At 67.6% G+C, this 22,869-nt stretch carries 18 protein-coding genes and 1 pseudogene; 13 read left to right on the top strand and 6 right to left on the bottom strand.

Translation table 11 applies throughout. The features are described from left to right. Positions 1–12 precede the first annotated feature (12 nt). From U4Y91_RS03000 to U4Y91_RS02975, 6 genes are read left to right on the top strand one after another with little or no spacing between them, the layout of a single operon-like run. The gene (locus U4Y91_RS03000) at positions 13–1,086 is read left to right on the top strand and encodes an ABC transporter ATP-binding protein (protein WP_321803223.1); all 1,074 of its coding nucleotides are present in this window, start codon (positions 13–15) and stop codon (positions 1,084–1,086) included. 40 nt (positions 1,087–1,126) lie between these two features. Beyond that, positions 1,127–1,945 (top strand): transporter substrate-binding domain-containing protein, encoded by an 819-nt coding sequence (locus U4Y91_RS02995; protein ID WP_321803222.1) that lies wholly within the window; start codon positions 1,127–1,129, stop codon positions 1,943–1,945. 43 nt (positions 1,946–1,988) lie between these two features. Next, the gene (locus U4Y91_RS02990; protein WP_321803221.1) at positions 1,989–2,753 is read left to right on the top strand and encodes an amino acid ABC transporter permease; all 765 of its coding nucleotides are present in this window, start codon (positions 1,989–1,991) and stop codon (positions 2,751–2,753) included. Beyond that, complete coding sequence (locus tag U4Y91_RS02985) at positions 2,750–3,406, top strand: amino acid ABC transporter permease (RefSeq protein WP_321803220.1); 657 nt, start codon at positions 2,750–2,752, stop codon at positions 3,404–3,406. Before U4Y91_RS02990 ends, U4Y91_RS02985 begins: the two co-directional genes overlap by 4 nt. A gap of 40 nt (positions 3,407–3,446) precedes the next feature. After that, positions 3,447–4,172: an amino acid ABC transporter ATP-binding protein gene (locus U4Y91_RS02980; protein WP_321803219.1), complete on the top strand. Its 726-nt coding sequence runs from the start codon at positions 3,447–3,449 to the stop codon at positions 4,170–4,172. A gap of 40 nt (positions 4,173–4,212) precedes the next feature. Continuing rightward, a complete protein-coding gene (locus U4Y91_RS02975; RefSeq protein ID WP_321803218.1) occupies positions 4,213–5,163 on the top strand; it encodes a LysR substrate-binding domain-containing protein in 951 nt (316 codons plus the stop codon). A gap of 169 nt (positions 5,164–5,332) precedes the next feature. On the opposite strand, the gene U4Y91_RS02970 is transcribed toward U4Y91_RS02975, so the two are convergent. Further along, a complete protein-coding gene (locus U4Y91_RS02970) occupies positions 5,333–6,679 on the bottom strand; it encodes an MFS transporter (protein WP_321803217.1) in 1,347 nt (448 codons plus the stop codon). 299 nt (positions 6,680–6,978) lie between these two features. Here U4Y91_RS02970 and U4Y91_RS02965 point away from each other — a divergent pair, with 299 nt between their 5' ends. The 3 genes from U4Y91_RS02965 (at position 6,979) to U4Y91_RS02955 (ending at position 11,230) form a co-directional block, all read left to right on the top strand. Continuing rightward, the gene (locus U4Y91_RS02965; protein WP_321803215.1) at positions 6,979–8,016 is read left to right on the top strand and encodes a LacI family DNA-binding transcriptional regulator; all 1,038 of its coding nucleotides are present in this window, start codon (positions 6,979–6,981) and stop codon (positions 8,014–8,016) included. Positions 8,017–8,234: 218 nt separating this feature from the next. After that, positions 8,235–10,016 (top strand): IlvD/Edd family dehydratase, encoded by a 1,782-nt coding sequence (locus tag U4Y91_RS02960; protein WP_321803761.1) that lies wholly within the window; start codon positions 8,235–8,237, stop codon positions 10,014–10,016. 32 nt (positions 10,017–10,048) lie between these two features. Continuing rightward, positions 10,049–11,230, top strand: a complete 1,182-nt coding sequence (locus U4Y91_RS02955) for a fumarylacetoacetate hydrolase family protein (RefSeq protein WP_321803213.1) — start codon at positions 10,049–10,051, stop codon at positions 11,228–11,230. Between the two features lie 279 nt (positions 11,231–11,509). Here the strand turns inward: U4Y91_RS02955 and U4Y91_RS02950 are convergent. After that, positions 11,510–11,847, bottom strand: a pseudogene (locus U4Y91_RS02950) (altronate dehydratase); the annotation flags it as partial. Positions 11,848–12,043: 196 nt separating this feature from the next. Between U4Y91_RS02950 and U4Y91_RS02945 the strand changes: the two are divergent. Then, positions 12,044–14,149, top strand: coding sequence for a TonB-dependent receptor (locus tag U4Y91_RS02945; protein ID WP_321803212.1), 2,106 nt, complete (start codon positions 12,044–12,046; stop codon positions 14,147–14,149). An 81-nt stretch (positions 14,150–14,230) separates the two neighbouring features. Here U4Y91_RS02945 and U4Y91_RS02940 read toward each other — a convergent pair whose 3' ends face one another. Together U4Y91_RS02940 and U4Y91_RS02935 are read right to left on the bottom strand one after the other, a co-directional pair. Beyond that, positions 14,231–15,268: a LysR family transcriptional regulator gene (locus U4Y91_RS02940; protein WP_321803210.1), complete on the bottom strand. Its 1,038-nt coding sequence runs from the start codon at positions 15,266–15,268 to the stop codon at positions 14,231–14,233. 83 nt (positions 15,269–15,351) lie between these two features. Continuing rightward, positions 15,352–16,095 carry an SDR family oxidoreductase gene (locus tag U4Y91_RS02935; RefSeq protein ID WP_044848713.1) on the bottom strand — a complete coding sequence of 248 codons (744 nt, stop codon included), beginning with the start codon at positions 16,093–16,095 and terminating at the stop codon, positions 15,352–15,354. A gap of 193 nt (positions 16,096–16,288) precedes the next feature. Between U4Y91_RS02935 and U4Y91_RS02930 the strand changes: the two genes are divergently transcribed. The 3 genes from U4Y91_RS02930 to U4Y91_RS02920 all read left to right on the top strand — a co-directional run bounded on the left by U4Y91_RS02930 (position 16,289) and on the right by U4Y91_RS02920 (position 19,658). Continuing rightward, positions 16,289–17,809 carry a PLP-dependent aminotransferase family protein gene (locus U4Y91_RS02930; RefSeq protein ID WP_321803209.1) on the top strand — a complete coding sequence of 507 codons (1,521 nt, stop codon included), beginning with the start codon at positions 16,289–16,291 and terminating at the stop codon, positions 17,807–17,809. 327 nt (positions 17,810–18,136) lie between these two features. After that, positions 18,137–18,637 (top strand): Ohr family peroxiredoxin, encoded by a 501-nt coding sequence (locus tag U4Y91_RS02925; RefSeq protein ID WP_321803208.1) that lies wholly within the window; start codon positions 18,137–18,139, stop codon positions 18,635–18,637. Between the two features lie 19 nt (positions 18,638–18,656). Beyond that, positions 18,657–19,658 carry a bestrophin family protein gene (locus tag U4Y91_RS02920; RefSeq protein ID WP_321803206.1) on the top strand — a complete coding sequence of 334 codons (1,002 nt, stop codon included), beginning with the start codon at positions 18,657–18,659 and terminating at the stop codon, positions 19,656–19,658. A gap of 211 nt (positions 19,659–19,869) precedes the next feature. Here U4Y91_RS02920 and U4Y91_RS02915 read toward each other — a convergent pair whose 3' ends face one another. Next, a complete protein-coding gene (locus tag U4Y91_RS02915) occupies positions 19,870–21,426 on the bottom strand; it encodes a DHA2 family efflux MFS transporter permease subunit (protein ID WP_321803205.1) in 1,557 nt (518 codons plus the stop codon). A gap of 103 nt (positions 21,427–21,529) precedes the next feature. Beyond that, positions 21,530–22,816, bottom strand: coding sequence for an HlyD family efflux transporter periplasmic adaptor subunit (locus U4Y91_RS02910; RefSeq protein WP_321803760.1), 1,287 nt, complete (start codon positions 22,814–22,816; stop codon positions 21,530–21,532). Positions 22,817–22,869: the final 53 nt, after the last annotated feature.

Here is a 22,869-nt window from a genome sequence, read left to right as displayed (position 1 = left end):
CAAGGAACCGTCATGACCCAGCTCATCCTCCAGAACGTGACCAAGCGCTTTAATCAGGCGTATGCGGTCGATCACGTCGACCTGTCGGTGCCGGACGGCAAGCTCGTCTGCTTCCTCGGCCCGTCCGGCTGCGGCAAGACCACGCTGATGCGGATCATCGCCGGCCTCGACACGCCGACCTCCGGCACGGTGACGTTCGCCGGCCGCGACCTCACGCACGTGCCGGCCAACCGGCGCGACTTCGGGATGGTGTTCCAGTCGCTCGCGCTGTTTCCGCACATGACGGTCGCGCAGAACATCGCGTACCCGCTGCGGCTGCGCAAGACGGCGCGGGCCGCGCAGGCGCAGCGCGTCGCCGAGCTGCTGGAGCTGATCCAGCTGCCGCACATGGCCGACCGGCTCGTCACGCAGCTGTCGGGCGGGCAGCGCCAGCGCGTCGCGATCGCGCGCGCGATCGCGTCGTCGCCGCGCCTGCTGCTGCTCGACGAGCCGCTGTCGGCGCTCGACGCGAAGCTGCGCGAGGCGATGCAGGTCGAGATCCGGCTGCTCCAGCAACGGCTCGGCATCACGACGATCATGGTCACGCACGACCAGCGCGAAGCGATGACGATGGCCGACGAGATCGTCGTGATGGAGAAAGGCCGGATCCAGCAGGTCGGCCGGCCGCTCGACATCTATCGCGATCCGGTCAACGAATTCGTCGCCGACTTCATCGGCCTCGGCAACATCCTGCCGGTCGCGCGCGACGGCGACGACGCGATCGTCCTGCCGGGCGGACAGCGCCTCTCGATCGGGCGCGTGCCGGACACGCCACGCGCACCCGACGCTGTGCGCCTGCTGATTCGTCCCGAGGACGTATGCGTGCGCCCGGGCTCGACCGCGCCGTTCGCGCCAAACACGCTCGCCGGCACGATCACGTTCGTGCGCGACGTCGGCGCATCGATCGAGGCAACCATCGATTGCCGCGGCTTCACGCTGACGGCCGCGACGACGCCGCGCGAGACGCCCGACCTGCACGTCGGCATGCCGGTTGCCGCCGAACTGCCGGCACACGCATGCAAGCTGATCGCCGCACGCGGCGCCTGACTTTCCTTTCGTTCCCCAACGCAGCAACAAGGATCTCACCATGAACGCATCGACCCAAGCCAACCGCCTCGTGCGACGCCTGCTCGCCCGCACCGCCCTCCTCTGCGCCTGCGCCGCCGGCGTGGCCGCCGTCACCCCGCTCGCGCACGCCGACGCGCTCGACACGATCGCCAAATCGGGCGTCGTGCGCATCGGCGTGTTCGAGGACTACCCGCCGTTCGGTTCGATCGGCCCCGACATGAAGCCGCAGGGCTACGACATCGACATGGCGAACCTGATCGGCAAGGCGCTCAACGCGAAGGTCGAACTCGTGCAGGTCACCGGCGACAACCGGATGGCGTATCTCGCCGACCGCAAGACCGACATGCTGCTGTCGGTCGGACAGACGCCGGAGCGCGCGAAGGTGATCGACTTCTCGAACGCGTATGCACCGTACTACCTCGCGGTGTTCGGCCCGAAGTCGCTCGCCGTGAAGGGCAACGCCGATCTCGCCGGCAAATCGGTCGCGGTCGCGCGCGGCACGCTCGAGGACCTGAGCGTCAGCAAGGTCGCGCCGCCGAGCACGACGATCAAGCGCTTCGACGACCCGAACGGCGCGATCGCGGCGTTCCTGTCGGGACAGGCGCAACTGCTGGTGGTCGGCAACGACGTCGGCGCAACGATCATCGCGCGTCATCCGTCGATCGATCCGGAACAGAAGTTCTCGCTGTTCAGCTCGCCCGACCACGTCGGCCTGAACAAGAACGAGCCGCGCCTGATGCAGAAGGTCAACGACGCGATCGCCGGCGCGAAGCAGAACGGCGCGCTGAACACCCTGTCGCAGAAGTGGCTGCACGCGGCCCTGCCGGCCGATCTGTGATGCGCAGCACCTTCGCCCCGCACGCTCGACCCAAGGCATCGCGATGACCTACGTGTTCGACTTCAGCGATTTCGGTCTCTACGCCGGCATGCTCGCGCGCGGCGTCGGCGTGACGCTCGGCCTGACCGCGGCCGCGACCGTGCTCGGCGGCCTGCTCGGCACCGGCGGCGCGTGGATCGCGCTCGCCGGCCCGCGCTGGGCGCGCGCGCTCGTCGTTGCCTACGTCGAGCTGATCCGCAATACGCCGTTCCTGGTCCAGTTGTTCTTCATCTTCTTCGGGCTGCCCGCGCTCGGCGTACACCTCGACGAAGCGCAGGCGGCCGTGCTCGCGATGACGGTCAACCTGGGCGCCTATGCGGTCGAGATCCTGCGCGCCGGGATCGAATCGGTGCCGCACGGGCAAGTGCAGGCCGCGCGGGCGCTCGGGCTGCACGGCCGGCAGGTGTTCGGCCACGTCGTGCTGCCGCAGGCGCTCGCGAACGTGTACCCCGCGCTGCTCGGGCAGGTCCTGATCGTGATGCTTGGCTCGGCAGTCGTGTCGCAGATCTCGGTGCCCGACCTGACCTACGCGGCCAACTTCATCCAGTCGCGCAATTTCCGCGCGTTCGAGATCTACATCGTCGTGACCGCGATCTACCTGCTGCTGTCGATCGCGCTGCGCATGCTGCTCAATCGCGTCGGCCGGCGTCTGTTCGCCGGCCGCACGCGCCACGGCGCGGCTGCCGCTCCGCTGCGCACGCGGATTGCCCGCTTCGCGTGGCGCGCCCGCTCCCCTGAAACCCACCTGCCGACGGAACGTGCGCGATGATCGAATTCACTTTCCAGGATATTGCATGGAACCTGCTGCTCGCCGCACGCTGGACCGTGCTGCTGTCGCTGATCACGTTCGGCGGCGGCGGCCTCGCCGGGTTCGCGCTGCTTGCGATGCGCATCTCGCCCGTGCCGGCGCTGCGCCGCTTCGTGATCCTGTACATCGAAGTGTTCCAGGGCACACCGTTGCTGATGCAACTGTTCCTCGGCTTCTTCGGATTGCCGCTGGTCGGCATCGACGTGACGCCGTGGGTCGCGGCGTCGGTCGTGCTGACGCTGAACGCCAGCGCCTGTCTGGCCGACATCTGGCGCGGCTGCGTCGACGCGGTCCCGCACGGCCAGTGGCACGCGGCGGCCAGCCTCGGCATGACGTGGACCCAGCGGCTGCGCTACGTGGTGTGGCCGCAGGCGTGGAAGATCGCGCTCGCGCCGACCGTCGGTTTCCTCGTGCAGGCGGTGAAGAGCACCGCGCTCACGTCGATCATCGGGCTGACCGAACTGACCAAGACCGGCAACATCATCACCAACGCGGTATTCAAGCCGTTTCCGATCTATGCGATGGTCGCGCTGCTGTACTTCGCGATGTGCTTCCCGCTGACGTGGTATGCCCGCACGCTCGAGCGCCGCTATCGCGTCGCGAAGGCGCGCTGAACCGGCGCCGCGCGCGCCTCATTACGATGCAGGGACTTTCATGATTTCCATCAGCAACGTTTCCAAGTGGTACGGCCAGTTTCAGGTCCTCGCCGATTGCACGACCGAGGTCAAGAAAGGCGAGGTGGTCGTCGTCTGCGGCCCGTCCGGCTCGGGCAAGTCGACGCTGATCAAGACCGTGAACGGCCTCGAGCCATTCCAGCAGGGCGAGATCCTCGTGAACAGCCAGTCGGTCGGCGACAGGAAGACGAACCTGTCGACGCTGCGCTCGAAGGTCGGGATGGTGTTCCAGCATTTCGAGCTGTTCCCGCACCTGTCGATCACCGAGAACCTGACGCTCGCGCAGGTCAAGGTGCTCGGCCGCGGCAAGGACGAGGCGAACGAGAAGGGCATGAAGCTGCTCGATCGCGTCGGCCTGAAGGCGCATGCGCACAAGTTTCCGGGCCAGCTGTCGGGTGGCCAGCAGCAGCGGGTCGCGATCGCGCGCGCACTGTCGATGGACCCGATCGCGATGCTGTTCGACGAGCCGACGTCCGCGCTCGATCCCGAGATGATCAACGAAGTGCTCGACGTGATGGTCGAACTCGCGCAGGAAGGGATGACGATGATGGTCGTCACGCACGAGATGGGCTTCGCGAAGAAGGTCGCCCATCGCGTGATCTTCATGGACAAGGGCGCGATCGTCGAGGACGACCGCAAGGACGATTTCTTCTCGAATCCGAAGTCGGATCGCGCGAAGGACTTCCTCGCGAAAATCCTGCACTGAGCGATCCCGCGCCGCCGCCCGTTCCACGCCGATGCTCCCGATGAAACGACTGCCTTCCCTCAATGCGCTGCAGGTCTTCGACGTCGTCGCGCGTCACGGCAGCTTCACGCGCGCCGCCGGGCACCTGTGCCTGACCCAGGGCGCCGTGAGCCGGCAAATCCTCGCGCTCGAAAGCTTCTATCAGTTTCCGCTGTTCAAGCGCACGCCCAAAGGGCTGACGCTGACGGCCGAGGGCGAGCTCCTGTTGCCGACGGTGCGCGAAAGCTTTGCGCGCATCGAGGAGGTATCGATGCGCCTGTCACGCAGGCGCACCGAGCTCGCGCTGAAGGTGCCGACCTGCATGATGCAGTGGATGCTGCCGCGCATCATGCGGTTCCAGGCCGAGCATCCCGAACTCCAGGTGCAGATCACGACCACCTGGGAGCATCACGTCGATTTCCGGATGGAACCGTTCGATGCCGCGGTGATCTACGCGCCCGGCGCCGGCCCCGACATGCATGCGATCCCGCTGTTCGAAGAACGGCTTACGCCCGTCTGTGCGCCGAGCCTGCTGGACCGGCAACCGCTCGCGAGTCTCGACGACCTGCTCCGTCATACGCTGCTGCATCCGACGCGCGATCACCGCGACTGGAAGCGGTGGCTCGACCATGCGGGCGCGCCGCACGTCGACTCGACGCGCGGGTTGAGCTTCGAGACGCTGGATCTCGCCACACACGCGGCGATCGACGGTTACGGCATCGCGATCGGCGACCGGACGCTGGTGGACGAGAGCGTGGCCGCGCACCGGCTCGTGATGCCGTTCGACGTATCGTTGCCGACGGGGATGGGCTATTACTTCGCGTATCCGGGCGGGTCCGAACAGCAGCAGAAGATCCAGCTGTTCGGCGACTGGATTGCGGACGAACGCGCGTGCCGCTGCGTCAACACGACGGCCGAGCCGCCGTCTCCGCCATCGCCATCGCCATCGCCATCGCCGGAACTTCCAGACTGAACCGCGTCATGCGAGCGCCGCTCGCGTACGCGGATCTGCCCGGTCATGCAGTCGACGAAGATCCGGATGCGCGTCGCGTCGGCAGGTGTGGATTGCCGGCCCGGCTGCCACGCGCTGCCGGGATTCAGGCTGGCGCGCGCGACCGGGCGTGCCGGCAAGCGAAGGATGCCTAACGTTCCGCCGGCGGAACCAGGATGCTGCGCGGAATCGACAGGATCAGCACGCAGCTGACCAGCAGGCAGGCGCCCAGCGCATAAGTACCGTTGTTGATGTTGCCGGTCATTTCCTTCGCGATGCCGGTAATCATCGAGCCCGTGAAGCCGGACAGGTTGCCCACCGAATTGATCAGCGCGATCCCGGCGGCGGCCGCGGTGCCGGACAGGATCTGGCCGGGAAAGGTCCAGTAGATCGGCATCAGCGCCAGGATGCCGCAGGTGGCGATGGTCAGGAACAGGATCGACAGCGCCACGTTGTGCGCGCACGCCGCGCTCAGGATCAGGCCGACGCCGCCGATCAGCGCGGGAATGGCCGCGTGCAGGCGGCGTTCGCCGGTCTTGCGCGAGTGCGATGCATTCCACACCATCGCAAAGATGGCCGTCAGATACGGAATCGCCGTCAGCAGGCCGATATGCAGCGGGCTCCGCACGCCCGAGGCCCGGATGATCGACGGCAGCCAGAAGGCCAGCCCGTAGAAGCCGGTATTGAACGTCAGCAGGACGAAGGTGAGCAGCCAGACGCGCGGGCTGCGCAGCGCGGCGCCGACGCTGTGCGACTTGTGCGCGGCCTCGCGTTCGAGGTTGCGCGACAGCATCGCCTTTTCCTCGGCGGACAGCCAGTTCGCCGACTGCGGGCCATCGCCGAGGCAGGCCAGCACGATGAACGCCACCACGATCGACGGCAGGCCTTCGAGCAGCAGCATCCATTGCCAGCCGCTCATGCCGGACAAGCCGTGCGTCTGCTCCATCAGCCAGCCGGACAGCACGCTGCCCAGCGTCAGGCTCAGCGGGATCGCCACCAGGAAGCCCGACATGGCCACGCTCTGGCGGCGCGCCGGAAACCAGTAGTTCATGTACAGGATGACGCCGGGGAAGAAGCCGGCTTCACACAGGCCGAGCAGAAAGCGCAACGAGTAGAACATCGTGGATGTCTGCACGTGGAAGAACTGCGCGAGGGGCACGATGAAGGCCATCGACGACGACACGATGCCCCACGTGATCATGATCCGTGCAATCCAGAAGCGCGCGCCGTAGCGGTGCAGCAGCAGGTTGCTGGGCATCTCGAACAGGAAATAACCCCAGAAGAAAACGCTGGCGCCGAGCGCGTAGACGCTGTCGCTCAGGCTCAGGTCATCGAGCATCTGCAGCTTGGCGAAGCCCACGTTGACGCGGTCCAGGTACGCCACCACGTAGCACAGCAGCAGCAACGGCAGGATGCGCCGCATCACCCTGCGATAGACGGCGTCTTCGGACAAGTCGGCCGCGGCCGGCGCGGCAGCGGTCTGCGTGATGGATGGCATCCGTTCGTCTCCTGATTGTGTCGGTCTTGTTCGTATCGGCAGGTCCGCTGGCACGGCTTATGTTACCGATAACATTCTCAGGCAAAAAAATCCGCCGACGGGACGACGGACGCCACCGGCGCTCTGATACCGGTAACAAACACGAACGTAGCATGCCGGGACATGGCGCTTCAAGGCCTGGCCCGCAAGTGCTTTCCCTAATACGGGCGTCGTGCCGACGGGCGCGCGGCGGCCGGCCTGCACGGCATCCGGCACCGGTATGATGTAGCCTTCACAGGCTTCTCCCGATCTCGATTCCGATGCCCAGCCCCACCGCCGTCCGGCCCGCCGGACCGCCCCGCATGTCCGATGTCGCACGCCTGGCCGGCGTATCGAAGATGACCGTATCGCGCGTACTCGCCGGCCATAGCGTGGCCGCCGACACGCGCGAACGGGTCTGCCGGGCCATCGAGCAGCTCGGCTACGTGGCCGACGCGGCCGCAGGCGCGCTGTCGTCGGGGCGCTCGGAATTCGTCGCGGTGCTGGTGCCGTCGCTGTCGAGCTCCAACTTCTCGGACACCGTGCGCGGCCTGACCGATGCGCTCGAACCGCATGGCCTGCAACTGCTGCTCGGCGATACCGACTACGACCTCGAACGTGAAGAACGGCTGGTGCGCTCCATGCTGCGTCACCAGCCGCGCTGCATCGCGCTGACGGGCGCGCAGCACACCGATGCGACGCGCAAGGTGCTCGAACGCTCCGCCATTCCCGTGGTCGAGATGTGGGACCTGCCCACGCGTCCGATCGACACCGCCGTGGGTTTCTCGAACGTGCGCGCCGCGCGTGCGATGGTGCGGCACCTGGCCGGGCGCGGTTACCGGCGCATCGGCTTTCTCGGCGGCGCGAGTGAACTCGACCGCCGCGGCCTGGACCGCCTCAAGGGATATCAGGCGGAGATCAACGCGCTGAAACTGGGCGAGCCGCGCGTCGTGCGGCTCGGTGAATCGCCGATCACCATGAGCCACGGCGGCCCCGCGATGGCCGCACTGCTGGAGCAGTGGCCGGACACCGATGCCGTGCTGTGCGTGAGCGACATGTCGGCGTTCGGCGCGATCATGGAATGTCACCGGCGCGGGCTGTCGGTGCCCGCGGACATCGCCGTCGCCGGCTTCGGAAACTTCGAGGTGGCGACCTGCTGCCACCCCACCATCACCACGGTATCGGTCGATGCGTACGGCATCGGCCTGCACACGGGCGAGGCCTTGCTGGCGGCGCTGCGGGCCCGCGATGGCGGCGCACCGGGCGAACCGCGGCGCATCCGCATCGACTACGCGATCGTCGCGCGCGAAAGCGCCTGACGGCGCCGCCGGCCAGGCCTGCCGGCGCGCGCGAGGCCGGACGAATCGCGACGCGGCATGTTGCGACTTCATGGAAGCGCATCGTGTCGTTCCACGCCTGCTCCGATACACATCCCCCTTCCGTAACGCAAAACCGCCGTGCTAACATCCCCTGCAATGTTACCGGTAACTATCCGGCACGCAAAACGCAATGCGGCCCCATTCGGAGACACCCCGCCATGTCACACCCCCCTCGCCGTCTGCGCAGCCAGGAATGGTTCGACGACCCCGCGCATGCAGACATGACCGCGCTCTACGTCGAGCGCTTCATGAACTACGGACTGACGCGCGAGGAGCTGCAGTCGGGTCGCCCCATCATCGGCATCGCGCAGACGGGCAGCGACCTGGCGCCGTGCAACCGCCACCATCTCGAACTGGCCGAGCGCACCCGGGCGGGCATCCGCGACGCGGGCGGCATTCCGATGGAATTCCCCGTGCATCCGCTGGCCGAGCAGAGTCGCCGGCCCACCGCCGCACTCGACCGCAACCTCGCCTACCTGGGGCTGGTGGAAGTGCTGCACGGCTTTCCGCTGGACGGCGTGGTCCTGACGACCGGCTGCGACAAGACCACGCCCGCCTGCCTGATGGCCGCGGCCACCGTGGACATGCCCGCCATCGTGCTGTCCGGCGGACCGATGCTCGACGGCTGGCACGAGGGCAAGCGCGTCGGCTCGGGCACGGTCATCTGGCACGCCCGCAACCTGCTCGCCGCCGGCGAGATCGACTACGAAGGCTTCATGCAGCTGACGACGGCATCGTCGCCGTCGATCGGCCACTGCAACACCATGGGCACGGCGCTGTCGATGAACAGCCTGGCCGAGGCGCTGGGCATGTCGCTGCCGGGCTGCGCGAGCATTCCCGCCGCGTACCGCGAGCGCGGCCAGATGGCTTACGCCACGGGCAGGCGCGCGGTCGAACTCGTTCGCGAAGACCTGCGCCCGTCGTCGATCATGACGCGCGCGGCGTTCGAGAATGCCATCGTCGTCGCCTCCGCGCTCGGTGCATCGACCAACTGCCCGCCGCATCTCATCGCCATTGCGCGCCATATGGGCGTGGAACTGAGCCTGGACGACTGGCAGCGCTGCGGCGAATCCGTGCCGCTGCTCGTCAATTGCATGCCGGCCGGCGAATATCTCGGGGAAAGCTTCCATCGCGCCGGCGGCGTGCCCGCGGTGCTGCGCCAGCTCGATGCGGCCGCCCTGCTGCGGCGGGACTGCATGACCGTGTCCGGCCGCACGATCGGCGACATTGCCGACACCGCGCAGGACGCCGACCGCGACGTGATCCGTACCCCCGACGCGCCGCTCAAGCATGGCGCCGGCTTCATGGTGCTGTCGGGCAACTTCTTCGACAGCGCGATCATGAAGATGTCGGTGGTGGGCGACGCCTTCCGCCAGACCTACCTTGCCGAGCCGGGCGCGGAGAATACCTTCGAGGCACGCGCGATCGTCTTCGACGGCCCCGAGGACTACCACGCCCGCATCAACGATCCCGCGCTCGCCATCGACGAACGCTGCATCCTGGTGATTCGCGGCTGCGGCACGGTCGGCTACCCGGGCAGTTCGGAAGTCGTCAACATGGCGCCGCCCGCCGACCTGGTAAAGCGTGGCGTGACGTCGCTGCCCTGCATGGGCGACGGACGCCAGAGCGGCACGTCGGCCAGCCCGTCGATCCTGAACATGTCGCCGGAGGCGGCGGTCGGCGGCGGCCTGGCCCTGCTGCGCACGAACGACCGCGTGCGCGTGGACCTGAATCGCCGCAGCGTCGACGTGCTCGTCGATGAAGACGAACTCGCGCGCCGCCGCGAGACGGCGAGCTTCACCGTGCCGCAGGCGCAGACGCCGTGGCAGGAACTCTATCGCCGGTTCGTGGGCCAGTTGTCCACCGGCGGCTGCCTCGAACCGGCCACGCTCTACCTGAAAGTCATCGAGCAGCGCGGCAACCCGCGCCATTCGCACTGAACCCACCGTCCACGACTCTTGCCGAGCTGATCATGCGTACTCCTTCCGTTTCCGACTGCCTGCCGCACGACCTTGCCCAGGCCCTGCTGATCGGCCGCGTCTGGCGGCACGACGGTGCCCACGCGGGCCCGAGCGTCGTCGCCGTGCGCGGCGGCGAGGTGTTCGACCTCACCCGCACCGTGCCGACCACCGCGGACCTGTTCGACCGCCCCGACGCCATCGACATCGCGCGCACCGCCCCCGGCGAATCGCTCGGCCGCGTCGAGCCGTTGCTGCAGGCGGCACTCGACGGCACGTCCGGCGCGATGCGCCTGCTCGCGCCGTGCGACGTGCAGGCCATCAAGGCTTGCGGCGTCACCTTTGCGGTCAGCCTGATCGAGCGCGTGATCGAGGAACAGGCCGGCGGCGATCCGGCCCGGGCGAAGGACGTGCGCGAAACCATCGCCGCGACGATCGGCACCGACCTGTCGAGGATCGTGCCCGGTTCGGCGGCCGCCATGCGTCTGAAGGCGGAACTCGAGCGCCGCGGCGCGTGGTCGCAATACATGGAAGTCGGCATCGGCCCCGACGCCGAGGTGTTCTCGAAATCGCAGCCCATGTCCGCGGTGGGCTTCGGCGCGGACGTCGGCCTGCTGCCGGCGTCGGTGTGGAACAACCCGGAACCGGAAATCGTGCTGGCGGTCAGCAGCGACGGCAGGCCGGTGGGCGCCACGCTCGGCAACGACGTGAACCTGCGCGACATCGAAGGCCGCTCGGCGCTGCTCCTCGGCAAATGCAAGGACAACAACGGGTCGTGCGCGATCGGCCCGTTCGTGCGGCTGTTCGACGACGGCTTCACGCTCGACAGCGTGCGGCAGGCCAGCGTGTCGCTGCGCGTCGAAGGCGCGGACGACGGCTTCGTCCTCGATGGCGTCAGCCACATGCGCGAGATCAGCCGCGACCCGGCCGACCTCGTCGCGCAGACGTGCGGCACGCATCATCAGTACCCCGACGGCTTCATGCTGTTCCTGGGCACGATGTTCTCGCCGATCCAGGATCGCGACGCGCCCGGCGGCGGATTCACGCACCACCTCGGCGACCGCGTCGCCATCTCCACGCCGGCCCTCGGCGCACTCGTCAACACCGTGCGGCTGTGCACGGAGATCGCGCCGTGGACCTTCGGCGTGCGCGCCCTGTATGCGAACCTCGCCGCACGCGGCCTGCTCGGTGCATGACGACCGCGCATGGCCGCGCCGGGGCGGCATGCGCCGTTCCAGCGCCGCCTGTCGCCGGCCGCCCCGGTGAACGATGACCCGCACGTGCGGTGTGCGGTGTGCGGTGTGCGGTGTGCGGTGTGCGGTGTGCGGTGTGCGGTGTGCGGTGTGCGGTGTGCCGGTCGCTGCACGGCCCCGCGCCGGCCGTCGCAGTGACGGATACGGCCTCGCCGGCGCCGGGGCATCAGATATTCGAACGCCATTCCCGGGCACGCCGGCGAGCCGGTCGGCACGTCAGGCCGCGCCGAGCGACTTGTCGAGAATCGTGCTGATGCCGCCCGCGATATTGCCGGGCGACGGGTTGTCGTTCATTTCTCCGCCGTTGTCGGCGACGTAGCGCTCCCCTCCTGCAGCCTGTCGACCAGACGACCGGCCACGTCGCGCGAGGCCGCGCGCGCGACCAGCAGATGCTCCGCGCCGTAGATTTCCAGCGTCTCGGACAGGATCGCCGTGCCGCCGTTGCGAATCAGCAGATCGACGGCCGCGCCGAGCGCGGGATGCGCGGTCATCCCCGAGTCACCGTCGGACCCGCCGCATTGCAGGCCGACCGTCAGCCGCGAGGCCGGCACGGTGCTGCGCCGCGCGCCGATCCGCCAATCATGTCGATGGGCGTCGCCGCGCGATTCAACCCGGACACAACAACCGCAAACTTACGATTGAAAATAACTCTCATTTGCATTAAATTCCGGCGCGCAAATGTACCGTTTGGAACACGGATGCCGGCGCAACGCGGCTCGTGGTGCCCGAACGCGAACCAATTTCTCAGGGACGGGTATGAGCAGAAAGAACTGGGCGGCCGCACCGATGGCCATCGCCGTCGGCACGGTCGGGCTGAACGTCGCCAATGCGCAGGAGTTGGTGCTTCCGGCCGTCGAAATCTCGGCGCAGCGCACGAAGGCACCGTTTCGCGCACCCGACTCGACGAGCGCGACGCGCACCGAGGCGGACGTGATGGAGATTCCGTTCGCGGTCAGCAGCGTCGATACGAAACTGATCCAGACCGTGGCCGCCACCCGCGGTGAAGACCTGTACGACTGGGTCGCCGGCGTCGCGCGGCAGAACAACTTCGGCGGGCTGTGGGACAACTATGCGGTGCGCGGCTTTGCCGGCGACGGCAACACGTCCGGCACCGACTACCTCGTCAACGGCTTCTCGTGGAATCGCGGCATCAGCGTGCCGCGCGACACCGCGACGCTCGAGCGCATGGAAGTCCTCAAGGGCCCCGCGTCCGCGCTGTACGGCCGCGGCGACCCCGGCGGGCTCATCAGCTACACGACGAAGCAGCCGCAGTTCAAGCGCTCGAACACGATCGGCGTGTCGGCCGGCAGCTACGGCGCGCTGCGCGAGACGCTCGATTCGACCGGCCCCGTCACGCAGTCGCTCGCGTACCGCTTCATCGCGATGAACGAGGACAACGGCAGCTTCCGCGACACGGTGTCGAGCAAGCGCTACCTGTTCGCGCCGTCGTTCACCTGGGATATCGGCGCCGACACGACGCTCCACTACGAATTCGAGACCGCGCGCCAGCGCGCGCCGCTCGATCGCGGCGTGGTCGCGGTCGGCGGGCAGCTCGGCGCGGTGCCGGCGTCGAGGTTCATGGGCGAGCCGCGCGACGGCGACTACGACGTGCGCAACTCGGGGCACCAGTTCACGCTCGAACATCGCTTCAATGCCGACTGGTCGGTCAACGCCGGCTTCGCGCAGCGCGACACCGACCTGTCCGGCCGCTCGTCCGAAGCGTTCGCGCTGCAGCCGGACGGCCGCACGCTGTGGCGCCGCTACCGGCAGGTCGCGTTTCACTCGAACGACGTGCAGGGGCGCGTCGAAGTGGCCGGCAAGGCCCGCACGGGCGCCATCGACCATGCGTTCGTGATGGGCGTCGATGCGTATCGCTTCAACTACGACCAGTTCGTCGCGCGCTCGACGCCGACGGCCGCGGCGCCGTATGCGATCGACATCTTCGATCCGGTGTACGGCCAGCCGGCGCCCGTGCCGCGCACCGCGACGAACCTGCTCGAGCGCGACGACGGCCAGGGCCTGTACGCGCAGGACACGCTCGCGTTCGGGCCGCACTGGAAAGTGCTCGCCGGGCTGCGCTGGGACCGCTTTCACCAGTCGGTCGAGAATCGCCTGAAGGGCGTGACGACGAGCCAGCTGCAAACGGCGCTGAGCCCGCGGCTCGGCATCGTGTACGAGGCCAGCCCCGCGCTGTCGCTGTATGCGAACACCGCGTACTCGTTCCGGCCGAACAACGGCGCCGACGCGAACGGCCGCGCGTTCGATCCCGAGAAGGGGCACGGCTATGAAGCCGGCGTGAAGTGGGCCGGCACGCGCTGGCTCGCGACCGTCGCCGCGTTCTACGTGAACAAGCGCAACGTGCTGACCGCCGATCCGGCGAATGCCGGGTTCTCGCGTGCGGCCGGCGAAGTACGCAGCCGCGGCGTCGAATTCGAATGGAACGGCGAACTGGGCCGCGGCTTGCGCGGCATCGTCAACCTCGCATACGTCGACGCGCAGGTCACGCGCGACACCGTCCTGACGCCGGGCGCGCGCCTCGTCGACATTCCGCGCCTGAGCGGCAGCGCGCTGCTGATGTACGAAACCGCGCTGCCGCTCGTCGACAAGGCCGGCGCGGGCGCGGGCGTGATCTACGTCGGGCGCCGCGCGGGCAACACCGCGAACACGCAGGACGGCTTCGACCTGCCCGCCTACGCGACCGTGCAGCTCAACGGCTACGTGCAGGTCAACAAGCATCTGCGCGCGTCGGTCGTGCTGAACAACCTGTTCAACCGCACGTACTACGTCAGCTCGTACAACAGCCTGTGGGTCACGCCCGGCGCGCCGCGCAGCCTGTTCGCGTCATTGGCGTATTCGTTCTAGGCCGGCGCGGCGCATCGACGGGCAGGCGCGATTCGGCGATGCGTCGACTCGCCGAGGCGCGCATCCAGCCATCTCGAATCGTCAGGCAGCCAGCCCCTGCGCCGCATCCACCGGAATCTCCGGATTGAACCGCGTCATGCAGTTCAGGTCGAGCGCGCGGATCTGCTCGGTCATGAAGTCGACGAAGATCCGGATGCGCGTCGGCAGGTGTTGCCGGCTCAGATAGCAGATGTAGTGGCCGCGATCCTGCGGCACATGCTGCGCCAGCGCGACGACGAGTTCGTTCGACGCGAGATGGTCGCGGATCTGGTAGCCGGCCATCTGCGCGATGCCCGATCCGTTCAGCACCGCACGCAGCACCAAGGCCGCGTCGTTGAACGTGCGGCGCGCCGTCGGCAGGTACTTCTGCACGCGGCCGTCCACGTTGAATTCCCATTCGAACAGGCGCCCGCTCGCGAACCGGAAATTGATGCACGCGTGGCGGTCGAGATCCTCGATGCGTTGCGGGAGCCCGTGCGCCGCCACATACGACGGCGCCGCGCAGAGCGCCATCTGCATCGGAATCAGTTGCCGGGCGATGATGCTGGAGTCCTCGATGCGCCCGTTGCGGAACGACACGTCGATCCGCTCGGACACCAGGTCGACGGGCCGGTCGTCGAGCAGCAGATCGATGATGATGTCCGGATAGGCGTCCGCGAACTTCTCCAGCAGCGGCGCCACGATCTTCCTGCCGAATTCCACGGCCGAGCTGATGCGGATGAGGCCGCGCGGCGGCCCCTGCCGCAACTCCAGCATGTCGTTCATCGCTTCGACGATCTGCGCCACGCCCTGATGGCAGTTCTCGAAGAATCGCCGGCCCTCGCACGTCAGCTCGGTCGTGCGCGTGGTCCGCTGGAACAGCCGCGTACTCAGTTGCGCCTCCAGCTTCTGCACGTTGCGGCTCACGGCCGGCCGCCCGACGCCGAGCAGTTCGGCGGCCTTCGTGAAGCTCCCCTCGCTCGCCACCGCAACGAACGCGAGGATGCCCGCATAGCTCGCACCGAAGCTCGCCGACAGCGCATCGGCCCGACCGGCCAGGTCGCGACGAACGTCGTGCTCCGATGTTTCCGAATGATTCATTTCCGCTGCCCCCAAGCATGCTGCTCATACGGATTGACGCGTCGCCGGCATGCGCCGGCCGACCGCCTGCGTGCGAACGTGATTCAGCGTCCCGCCAGCCACGCGTCGAGGCCGATGCGCCCGAGCCGCGCCGCGCCGAGCGGCACCAGCGACGTTGCCTCGACGCGGCCGCCGTAGTAGCGGGCGTCGCGATCGGTCACCACCGCGCGCGTATCGCCGACCGACTTCAGATAGCGCGCGACGATCTCCGCGAACGGCGCGCGATCCGGGCCCGCGATTTCGATCGTGCCGTTCTGCGGCCCGGCGAGCGCGGCCTGCGCGACGAGGGCCGACACGTCCTCCGCGGCGATCGGCTGGAACAGTCCGTCGCCGATGCGCACGGTGCCGTCTTCCGTGCCGGCATCCGCGATGCCGCCGATGAATTCCATGAACTGCGTCGCGCGCACGATCGTGTACGGCACGCCCGCCGCCTCGATCGCCTGCTCCTGCGCGACCTTGGCCAGGAAATAGCCGTTCTCCGGCATGCGATCGCAGCCGACGATCGACAGCGCGACGTGATGGCGCACGCCCGCGGCCACTTCGGCCTTGCCGAGATTGCGGGCCGACGTGCGGAAGAAATCGAGCACCGCCTGCGGCTCCCATGACGGCGCATTCGCGACGTCCACGACGACGTCCGCGTCCGTCAATGCGTCGGTCAGGCCTTCGCCCGTGATGGTATTGACGCCGGTGCGCGGCGATGCGGCGAGCGCCTGATGGCCGGCTTCCTCGAGCAGCGTGACGACTCGCGAGCCGATCAGGCCCGAACCGCCGATGACGACGATCTTCATCGCAAAATCTCCTGACGAATGAACTGCAGTGGAATGTGACGGGGACGTGACGGCTGCCGGATCGGGTGAACGCGGCGATGACCGTCCATCGCTTGGCGCAATTGTGGAAGAATCATGTCCTATCCAGCAGTGCCAAGAATCGTCGATCGGACTGGTCCATGCCGTGCCTGTCCCCGTCATCCGCGAGACCGTCATGTCTGAGCAACCCTCCCCCCTGACCATCGAAATCGACCGGCAGCATCAGTTGCCGATCTATCTGCAGATCTGCGAGCGGTTCAGAACCGCGATCGCCGCGGGCCACCTGCGTCCCGGCGATCGCGTGCCCGCGCTGCGCGGCCTCGCGACGCAGCTGAACACCGCGCGCGGCACCGTCGAACAGGCGTACACGATTCTCGTCGACGAGGGTTATCTGCAGATGCGCGGCGCGGCCGGCACGTTCGTCTCGCCGTCGCTGCCGAAATCGGTGACGCGCGCGACGCCGCCGCGTGCCGACGATCCGGCACGGCGCGCCGAACACGCGGGTTCGCTTCAGCCGCCGGGCATGTCGCGCGACAGCGCGCCGCCGCCGCGCGCGCAACCGATCGCCGTCGCGATGAGCGGCGAACCGCACCCGTTGCAACCGGGGCTGCCTGCACTCGACGCGTTTCCGCGCAAGGTATGGCACCGGCTCGTGTCGCTGCGCGCGCGCAGCGCCGACCGCGCGCTGCTCGGCTACCCGAATCCGGCCGGCTACCGGCCGCTGCGCGAGCACATCGCCACCTACCTGGGGCTGTCGCGCGGCATCACCTGCGTGCCCGAACAGGTGTTCATCACGAGCGGCTACCGCGCGACGCTGGAACTCGTGCTGCGCAGTCTCGCGCGTCCGAACGACCGCGTGTGGTTCGAGGATCCCGGCTATCTCCTCGCGCGCAGTTTCCTGTCCGAGACCGGCGTGCAGCTCGTCCCGGTACCGGTCGATGCCCAGGGAATCGACGTCGAGCGCGGCCTGCAGCTCGATGCGCACGCGCGCTTCGCGCTCGTGACGCCGTCGCATCAGAGCCCGCTCGGCCACACGCTGTCGCTGTCGCGGCGCATCGCGCTGCTGGACTGGGCCGAAAAGACGTCGGGCTGGATCGTCGAGGACGACTACGACAGCGAGTTTCGCTATGTCGGCCGCCCGCTGCAGGCGTTGAAGAGTCTCGACCGGCGCGATCACGTGATTTATTGCAGTACCTTCAGCAAGGCGATGTATCCCGGCTTGCGGCTCGCGTATGCGGTCGTGCCGGAACGCGCTGTGGAGCGCGTCGAACGCGTCGCATGCAGCATGAACGCCGGCTCGCCGACGCTTCTGCAGGCGGCGCTCGCGGATTTCATCGAACAGGGGCACTTCGCCCGGCACCTGAAGCGCATGCGCGCGCTGTATGGCGAGCGCCGCATGCTGATCGTGCACGCGTTGCGACAGGTGTTCGGCAAGCGGCTGATCGTCGAACTGCCGGTGGGCGGCATCCAGTTCGCGGTGCGGTTCACCGACGGCCCCGACGGGCCGGTCGACGACGTCGCCGTCGCCGCACGCGCGCGCGACGCGGGGCTCGCGGTCCTGCCGCTGTCGATCTGGTACACGAACAGCCATACGCAGCAAACGCCGCGCGGCCTCATCATCGGGTTCGCGAACGTCGCCGACGCGGACGAAGCGCACCGTCACGCACAGACGCTCCTTGCGTGCCTCGGCGGCTGACGCACTGCGTGCGCCGCGTCGACATGCGCGGCCGATGCTGGATTGGCGCCCGATCGATGTCCGATTGGTGCCCAACGGGAAACAGACAATCGCACGGAACGGCCATACCGCCCTACTGTGCGCGCCTCTAGCATGGAAACGTCTTTCTCGCGCAGACGGGCCCGGAACCGGGCTGCACCGGACGATGACCGCATTCCTCATGCCATCGTCCGGGCCCGTCATTCGTTGAAGACGCTATTTGCCCGGGCAGTCCTGCCCTCTTCGCGGCACGTTTCGACGATCGAATGACCGACGCTCGGAACGCGTGGCCGAATTCGAGCACGCATCATGGATGACAACAAGCTGCAGGCCCCACCGCTTTCGCTCCTCGACCGGTATCGCGGCCGGGATTTCCAACCGCTTTACACCACGACCGTCACCGTGTCCGGCGGCGAGACGGGACACGGCCGGGCCTCCGGCGTGGCCCGCTCGGACGACGGCAATCTCGCCGTCGATCTGCGCCTGCCCACCGAGTTCGGCGGGCCCGGCACCGGGACCAATCCGGAGCAGCTGTTCGCGGCGGGCTTCGCTGCGTGCTTCCACGGCGCGCTCAACCTGCTCGAGACGCGCGCCGGACTGGAGACGCCCGATACCGCCGTGGAGGTGCAGGTTGCGTTCGGCCGCGATCCGATGGACGGCGGCTACGCGTTGATCGTCGACGTCCGGGTACGGATGCCCGGCGTCGATCGAAACGTCGCGGAAGAACTGGTGCGTACCGCGGAACGCTTGTGCCCGTATGCAAAGATGGCCCGGCACGGCACCGTCAACATTGTGACCGTCGTCGACTGATACGACGACGAGGCCAACCATGCATCTCGGGAAATCGTACAAACTCTCGGAATTCCTGATCTGGACACGCTGGAAAATCTACGAGCTGCTCATCTTCGGTTCCGTGCCCGTTGTTCTGTATCAGTGCTTCTCCGTAACGTGGCTGTCGATACCGCTGACGATCGTGGCGCTGCTCGGCACCGCGACGTCGTTCATCGTCGGCTTCAAGAACGTTCAGACCTACAACCGTGCCATGGACGCGCTGGAAACCTGGACCGAGATCCTGAGCAAAAGCCGCCGCTGGGGCCAGCTCGCGCGCGACTTCGTCAGCGACGACGAGATCGCCCGCAAGCTGGTCTATCGGCACCTTGCCTGGCTGACCGCGCTGCGATACGAGCTGCGCCGCCCGCTGATCTGGGAAAGCACGAGCAAACGCTACAACGCAGAGTACCGCCGGTTCTATCGTGTGCCGGAGTGGGAAAAGGACATTCGGGAATTGCTGCCGGAATACCTGCCCCCGGCCGAAACGGAACAGGCGCTGGCCTCGGCTTCCGTCGCCACGTTCGTGCTGAGCCTGCAGGGCACGTCGCTCAGGACGCTTCACATGGCCGGCCATCTGAATTCGAATTTTTATATGGAGCTTCAAAGGACGATCAGCGACTTCATCGATCTCCAGGCCCGCTCGGAACGGTTCAAGAACTTTCCGTATCCGCGCCAGTACGCAACCGTCAGCTCGCTGTTCGTCCGGTTCTTTTGCCTGTCGCTTCCGTTCGGTCTTCTGAACGAATTCAACCGGCTGAACGACAGCGTGAGCGGCTTCATGCACGGCAACATGGTCTGGCTCGTCGTGCCGTGCAGCGTCGCCGTTTCGTGGATGTACACCTCGCTCGAGCAGGTGGGCGAAAGCACCGAGAACCCGTTCGAGGGCGGCGCGAACGACGTACCCATTTCCACGCTGTGCAGCACGATCGAGCGCGACCTGAAAGCGTTGCTCGGCGAACGCGCCAGCGATCCGTCGAGCCGCACGGTCATTGCGCTGTAGCGCGTCAACGGCTCACGTCTGCCCGTCGCCGGGGCGCGGGCAACACCGCTCGTCCCACGATGCCGTCGCGCCAGCCCGCCAAAGGCGACGGCAGGGTATCCATCATTTACAGAATGACGGACACCCTGCCGAAATCGATCGTCACGCGTCGGGCATATCCCGGCGCGGCGGCATGCGAACGACCGTCGCCGCGCGATTCCGGCGGCCGCGCTCAGTGCCCGCCGGCCGCCATCCCGCTGCCGCCGCCCTTGCCCGGCTTGGTGAGCCAGACCAGCGGAATGATGACGATGAAGATGATCGACGACACCCAGAAGATATCGTTCAGCGCGAGCATCGCGGCCTGCGCGTTCAGCGTGCGTTCGAAGAATGCCGTGGCCTGATCCACGCCGCCGCCGAGCGTCGCCTGGAGTTGCGCGACGGCGCTCGTGTAGACCGGGTTGTTCACGCTCGATTGCTCGGCGAGCCGCGCATGATGCAGGATCGTCCGGTCGTTCCAGCCGGTCGCGATCAGCGACGTGCCGACGCCGCCCGCGAACACCCGCACGAAGTTGGACAGTCCGGCGGCCGCCGGAATCCGGTCGGGCGTGAGGCCCGACAGAATGATCGCGGTCAGCGGCGTAAAGAAGAGCGCCATCGGAATGCCCTGCAACAGGGTCGGCAGCACCAGCGTATATGGGTCGACGCCCGTCGTGTAATGCGAGCGCATGAAGAACACGCCCGCAAAGCCGACGAAGGCCAGCGTCGCGAGCACCCGCGCATCGGACTTCGGCATGATCTTCGCCATCAACGGCGCCAGCAGCACGGCGAAGATCCCGAGCGGCGCCGTCACGAGCCCGGCGTCCACCGATCGATAGCCGAGATAGCCCTGGATCCATTGCGGCAGGATCACGAGGTTCGAGAAGAACACCGCGTACGCGACCGAGATCGCGATCGTGCCGCCACGGAAATTGCGTACCGCGAACAGGCGTATGTCGACGATCGGGTTGCGCTCCGTGAACTCCCAGATCAGGAAGAACACGAAGCTGACTGCGGCGATCACGGCAAGCGCACAGATCACGGGCGAGCTGAACCAGTCGAGATCCTTGCCCTTGTCGAGCATGATCTGCAGCGTCGCGACCCAGACGATCAGCGACAGCAAGCCGACCTTGTCGATCGGGAGCTTGCGCGCCTGCGTGTCGCGGTCGCGATAGATCATCCACGTCACGCCCGCCGCGAACAGGCCGACCGGAATGTTGATGTAGAAGATCCACGACCAGCTGTAGCTGTCGGTGATCCAGCCGCCCAGCGCGGGACCGGCGATCGGGCCGACCGTCGCGGTCATCGACCAGAGCGCGAGCGCGGTCGAGCTTTTCTCCTTCGGATACGAACCCAGCAGGATCGCTTGCGACAGCGGAATCAGCGGCCCCGCGACGGCGCCCTGCAACACACGTGCGGCGAGCAGCACGAGCAGGTTCGGCGCGACGCCGCACAGCCACGACGAGATCACGAACAGCACGATCGCGGCCACGAACAGCCTGATCTGCCCGACGCGCTGCGTGAGCCAGCCCGTCAGCGGGATCGCGACGGCATTGGCCGCCGAGAACAGCGTGATCACCCACGTGCCTTCGTCGACGGATACGCCGAGGTTGCCCGAGATGGTCGGAATCGCGACGTTGGCGATCGATGAATCGAGCACGTTCATGAACGTCGCGAGCGCGACCGCGAGGGTCGCAAGGACGAGCTTGCCGCCCGTCAGCGGCGGCGGTGCGGATTGCGTTGAGGCATTCATCTCGCTTCCAGTCTGAAGTTGCGACCGCGCCGGCGTGTCGATCCGGCCAGTCGGACGATTGAATCGACCGGGACGCGACAACGGCGCGCACCGGGTCGACGATTCAGCTTGCGCGCCGCGTGGTGTCGCGTGCGTCGCGTGCGTCGCGCGCGTCGCTTGCATCGCGCGTGGCGGAAGCCGTCGGCGAGCCGGCATGCGCCGCCGATCCCGCACGCTCGCCCACGACGTTTTGCGCGATGATCTTCTCGATTTCGGCATCCGCCTGCGCGCCGTATCCGGCAAACACGTCGGTGCGATACGACGTGTTCATCGCCGCGCCGAGCTGCGGCCCGGTGTCGTCGTGCGTATCCACGTCGACATCCATCGACAGTCCGATCCGCAGCGGATGCGCATCGAGTTCCGCCGGATCGAGCTGGATGCGCGCGGGCAGGCGCTGAACGATCTTGATCCAGTTGCCCGTCGCGTTCTGCGCGGGCAGGCTGGCGAAGGCGCTGCCCGTGCCCGCCGAGAAGCCGACGACGCGGCCGTGATACCTGACCTTCGCGCCGTACACGTCGGCCGTCAGCGTGACCGGTTGACCGATGCGCATGTTGCGCAACTGGCTTTCCTTGTAGTTCGCGTCGACCCACACGCCGTCGAGCGGCACGATCGCCATCAACGGCGTACCGGGCGACACGCGCTGCCCGACCTGAACCGAACGCTTCGCGACATAGCCGGTGACGGGCGCGGGCAGCACGTTGCGCGCATATGCCAGATACGCGTCACGCACCTTCGACGCGGCCGCCTGGACGTTCGGGTGCCGATCGATCGTCGTGCGGGCGGTCAATGCGCGGTTGGCGGCCGCCTGCTGACGGGCGGCGTCGAGCGCGGCCCGCGCGGCCGCTACCGTGTCGCGCGCGTGCGCGATGTCTTCGGCCGACACGGCGCCCGTATCGGCGACGGCCACGCGGCGGCGCAGGTCGTCCTGGGCACGGACGAGATCGGACTGCTTCTGCGCGACGTTCGCGGCATACAGCTCGTCGTTCACGTAGAGACTGCTCACTTGCCGCACGGTCTGCCCCAGCGCCGCTTCGGCGTTGCCGAGCGCGACTTTCGCATCGGCGGCGTCGAGCGTGACGACGGGATCGCCCGCCTTCACGATCTGCGTATCGTCGGCGTTTACAGCGACGACGGTACCGGCCACCTGCGGCGTCAGCTGCACGAGATTGCCGCTGACGTACGCGTCGTCGGTCGATTCGTGATAGCGCGCGACCGTCAGGTAGTACGCGCCATACGCGACCGATGCCGCGACGACCGACACGCCGAGCAGCGCCAGCAGCAGCCGGCGGCGGCGCGTCGTGTCTTCGCTTGCGACATCGTCGCCGCCGGACGGCGACGCGTCACGATTCATGCGTGGGGTGTCGGCCGGCTTGCTCACCGGCGGATTGATTTCGCTCATTTCCA

This window comes from Burkholderia sp. BCC1993, assembly GCF_905339865.1.
Lineage (GTDB): Bacteria > Pseudomonadota > Gammaproteobacteria > Burkholderiales > Burkholderiaceae > Burkholderia.
This window is presented reverse-complemented; position numbering and strand designations above follow the sequence as displayed.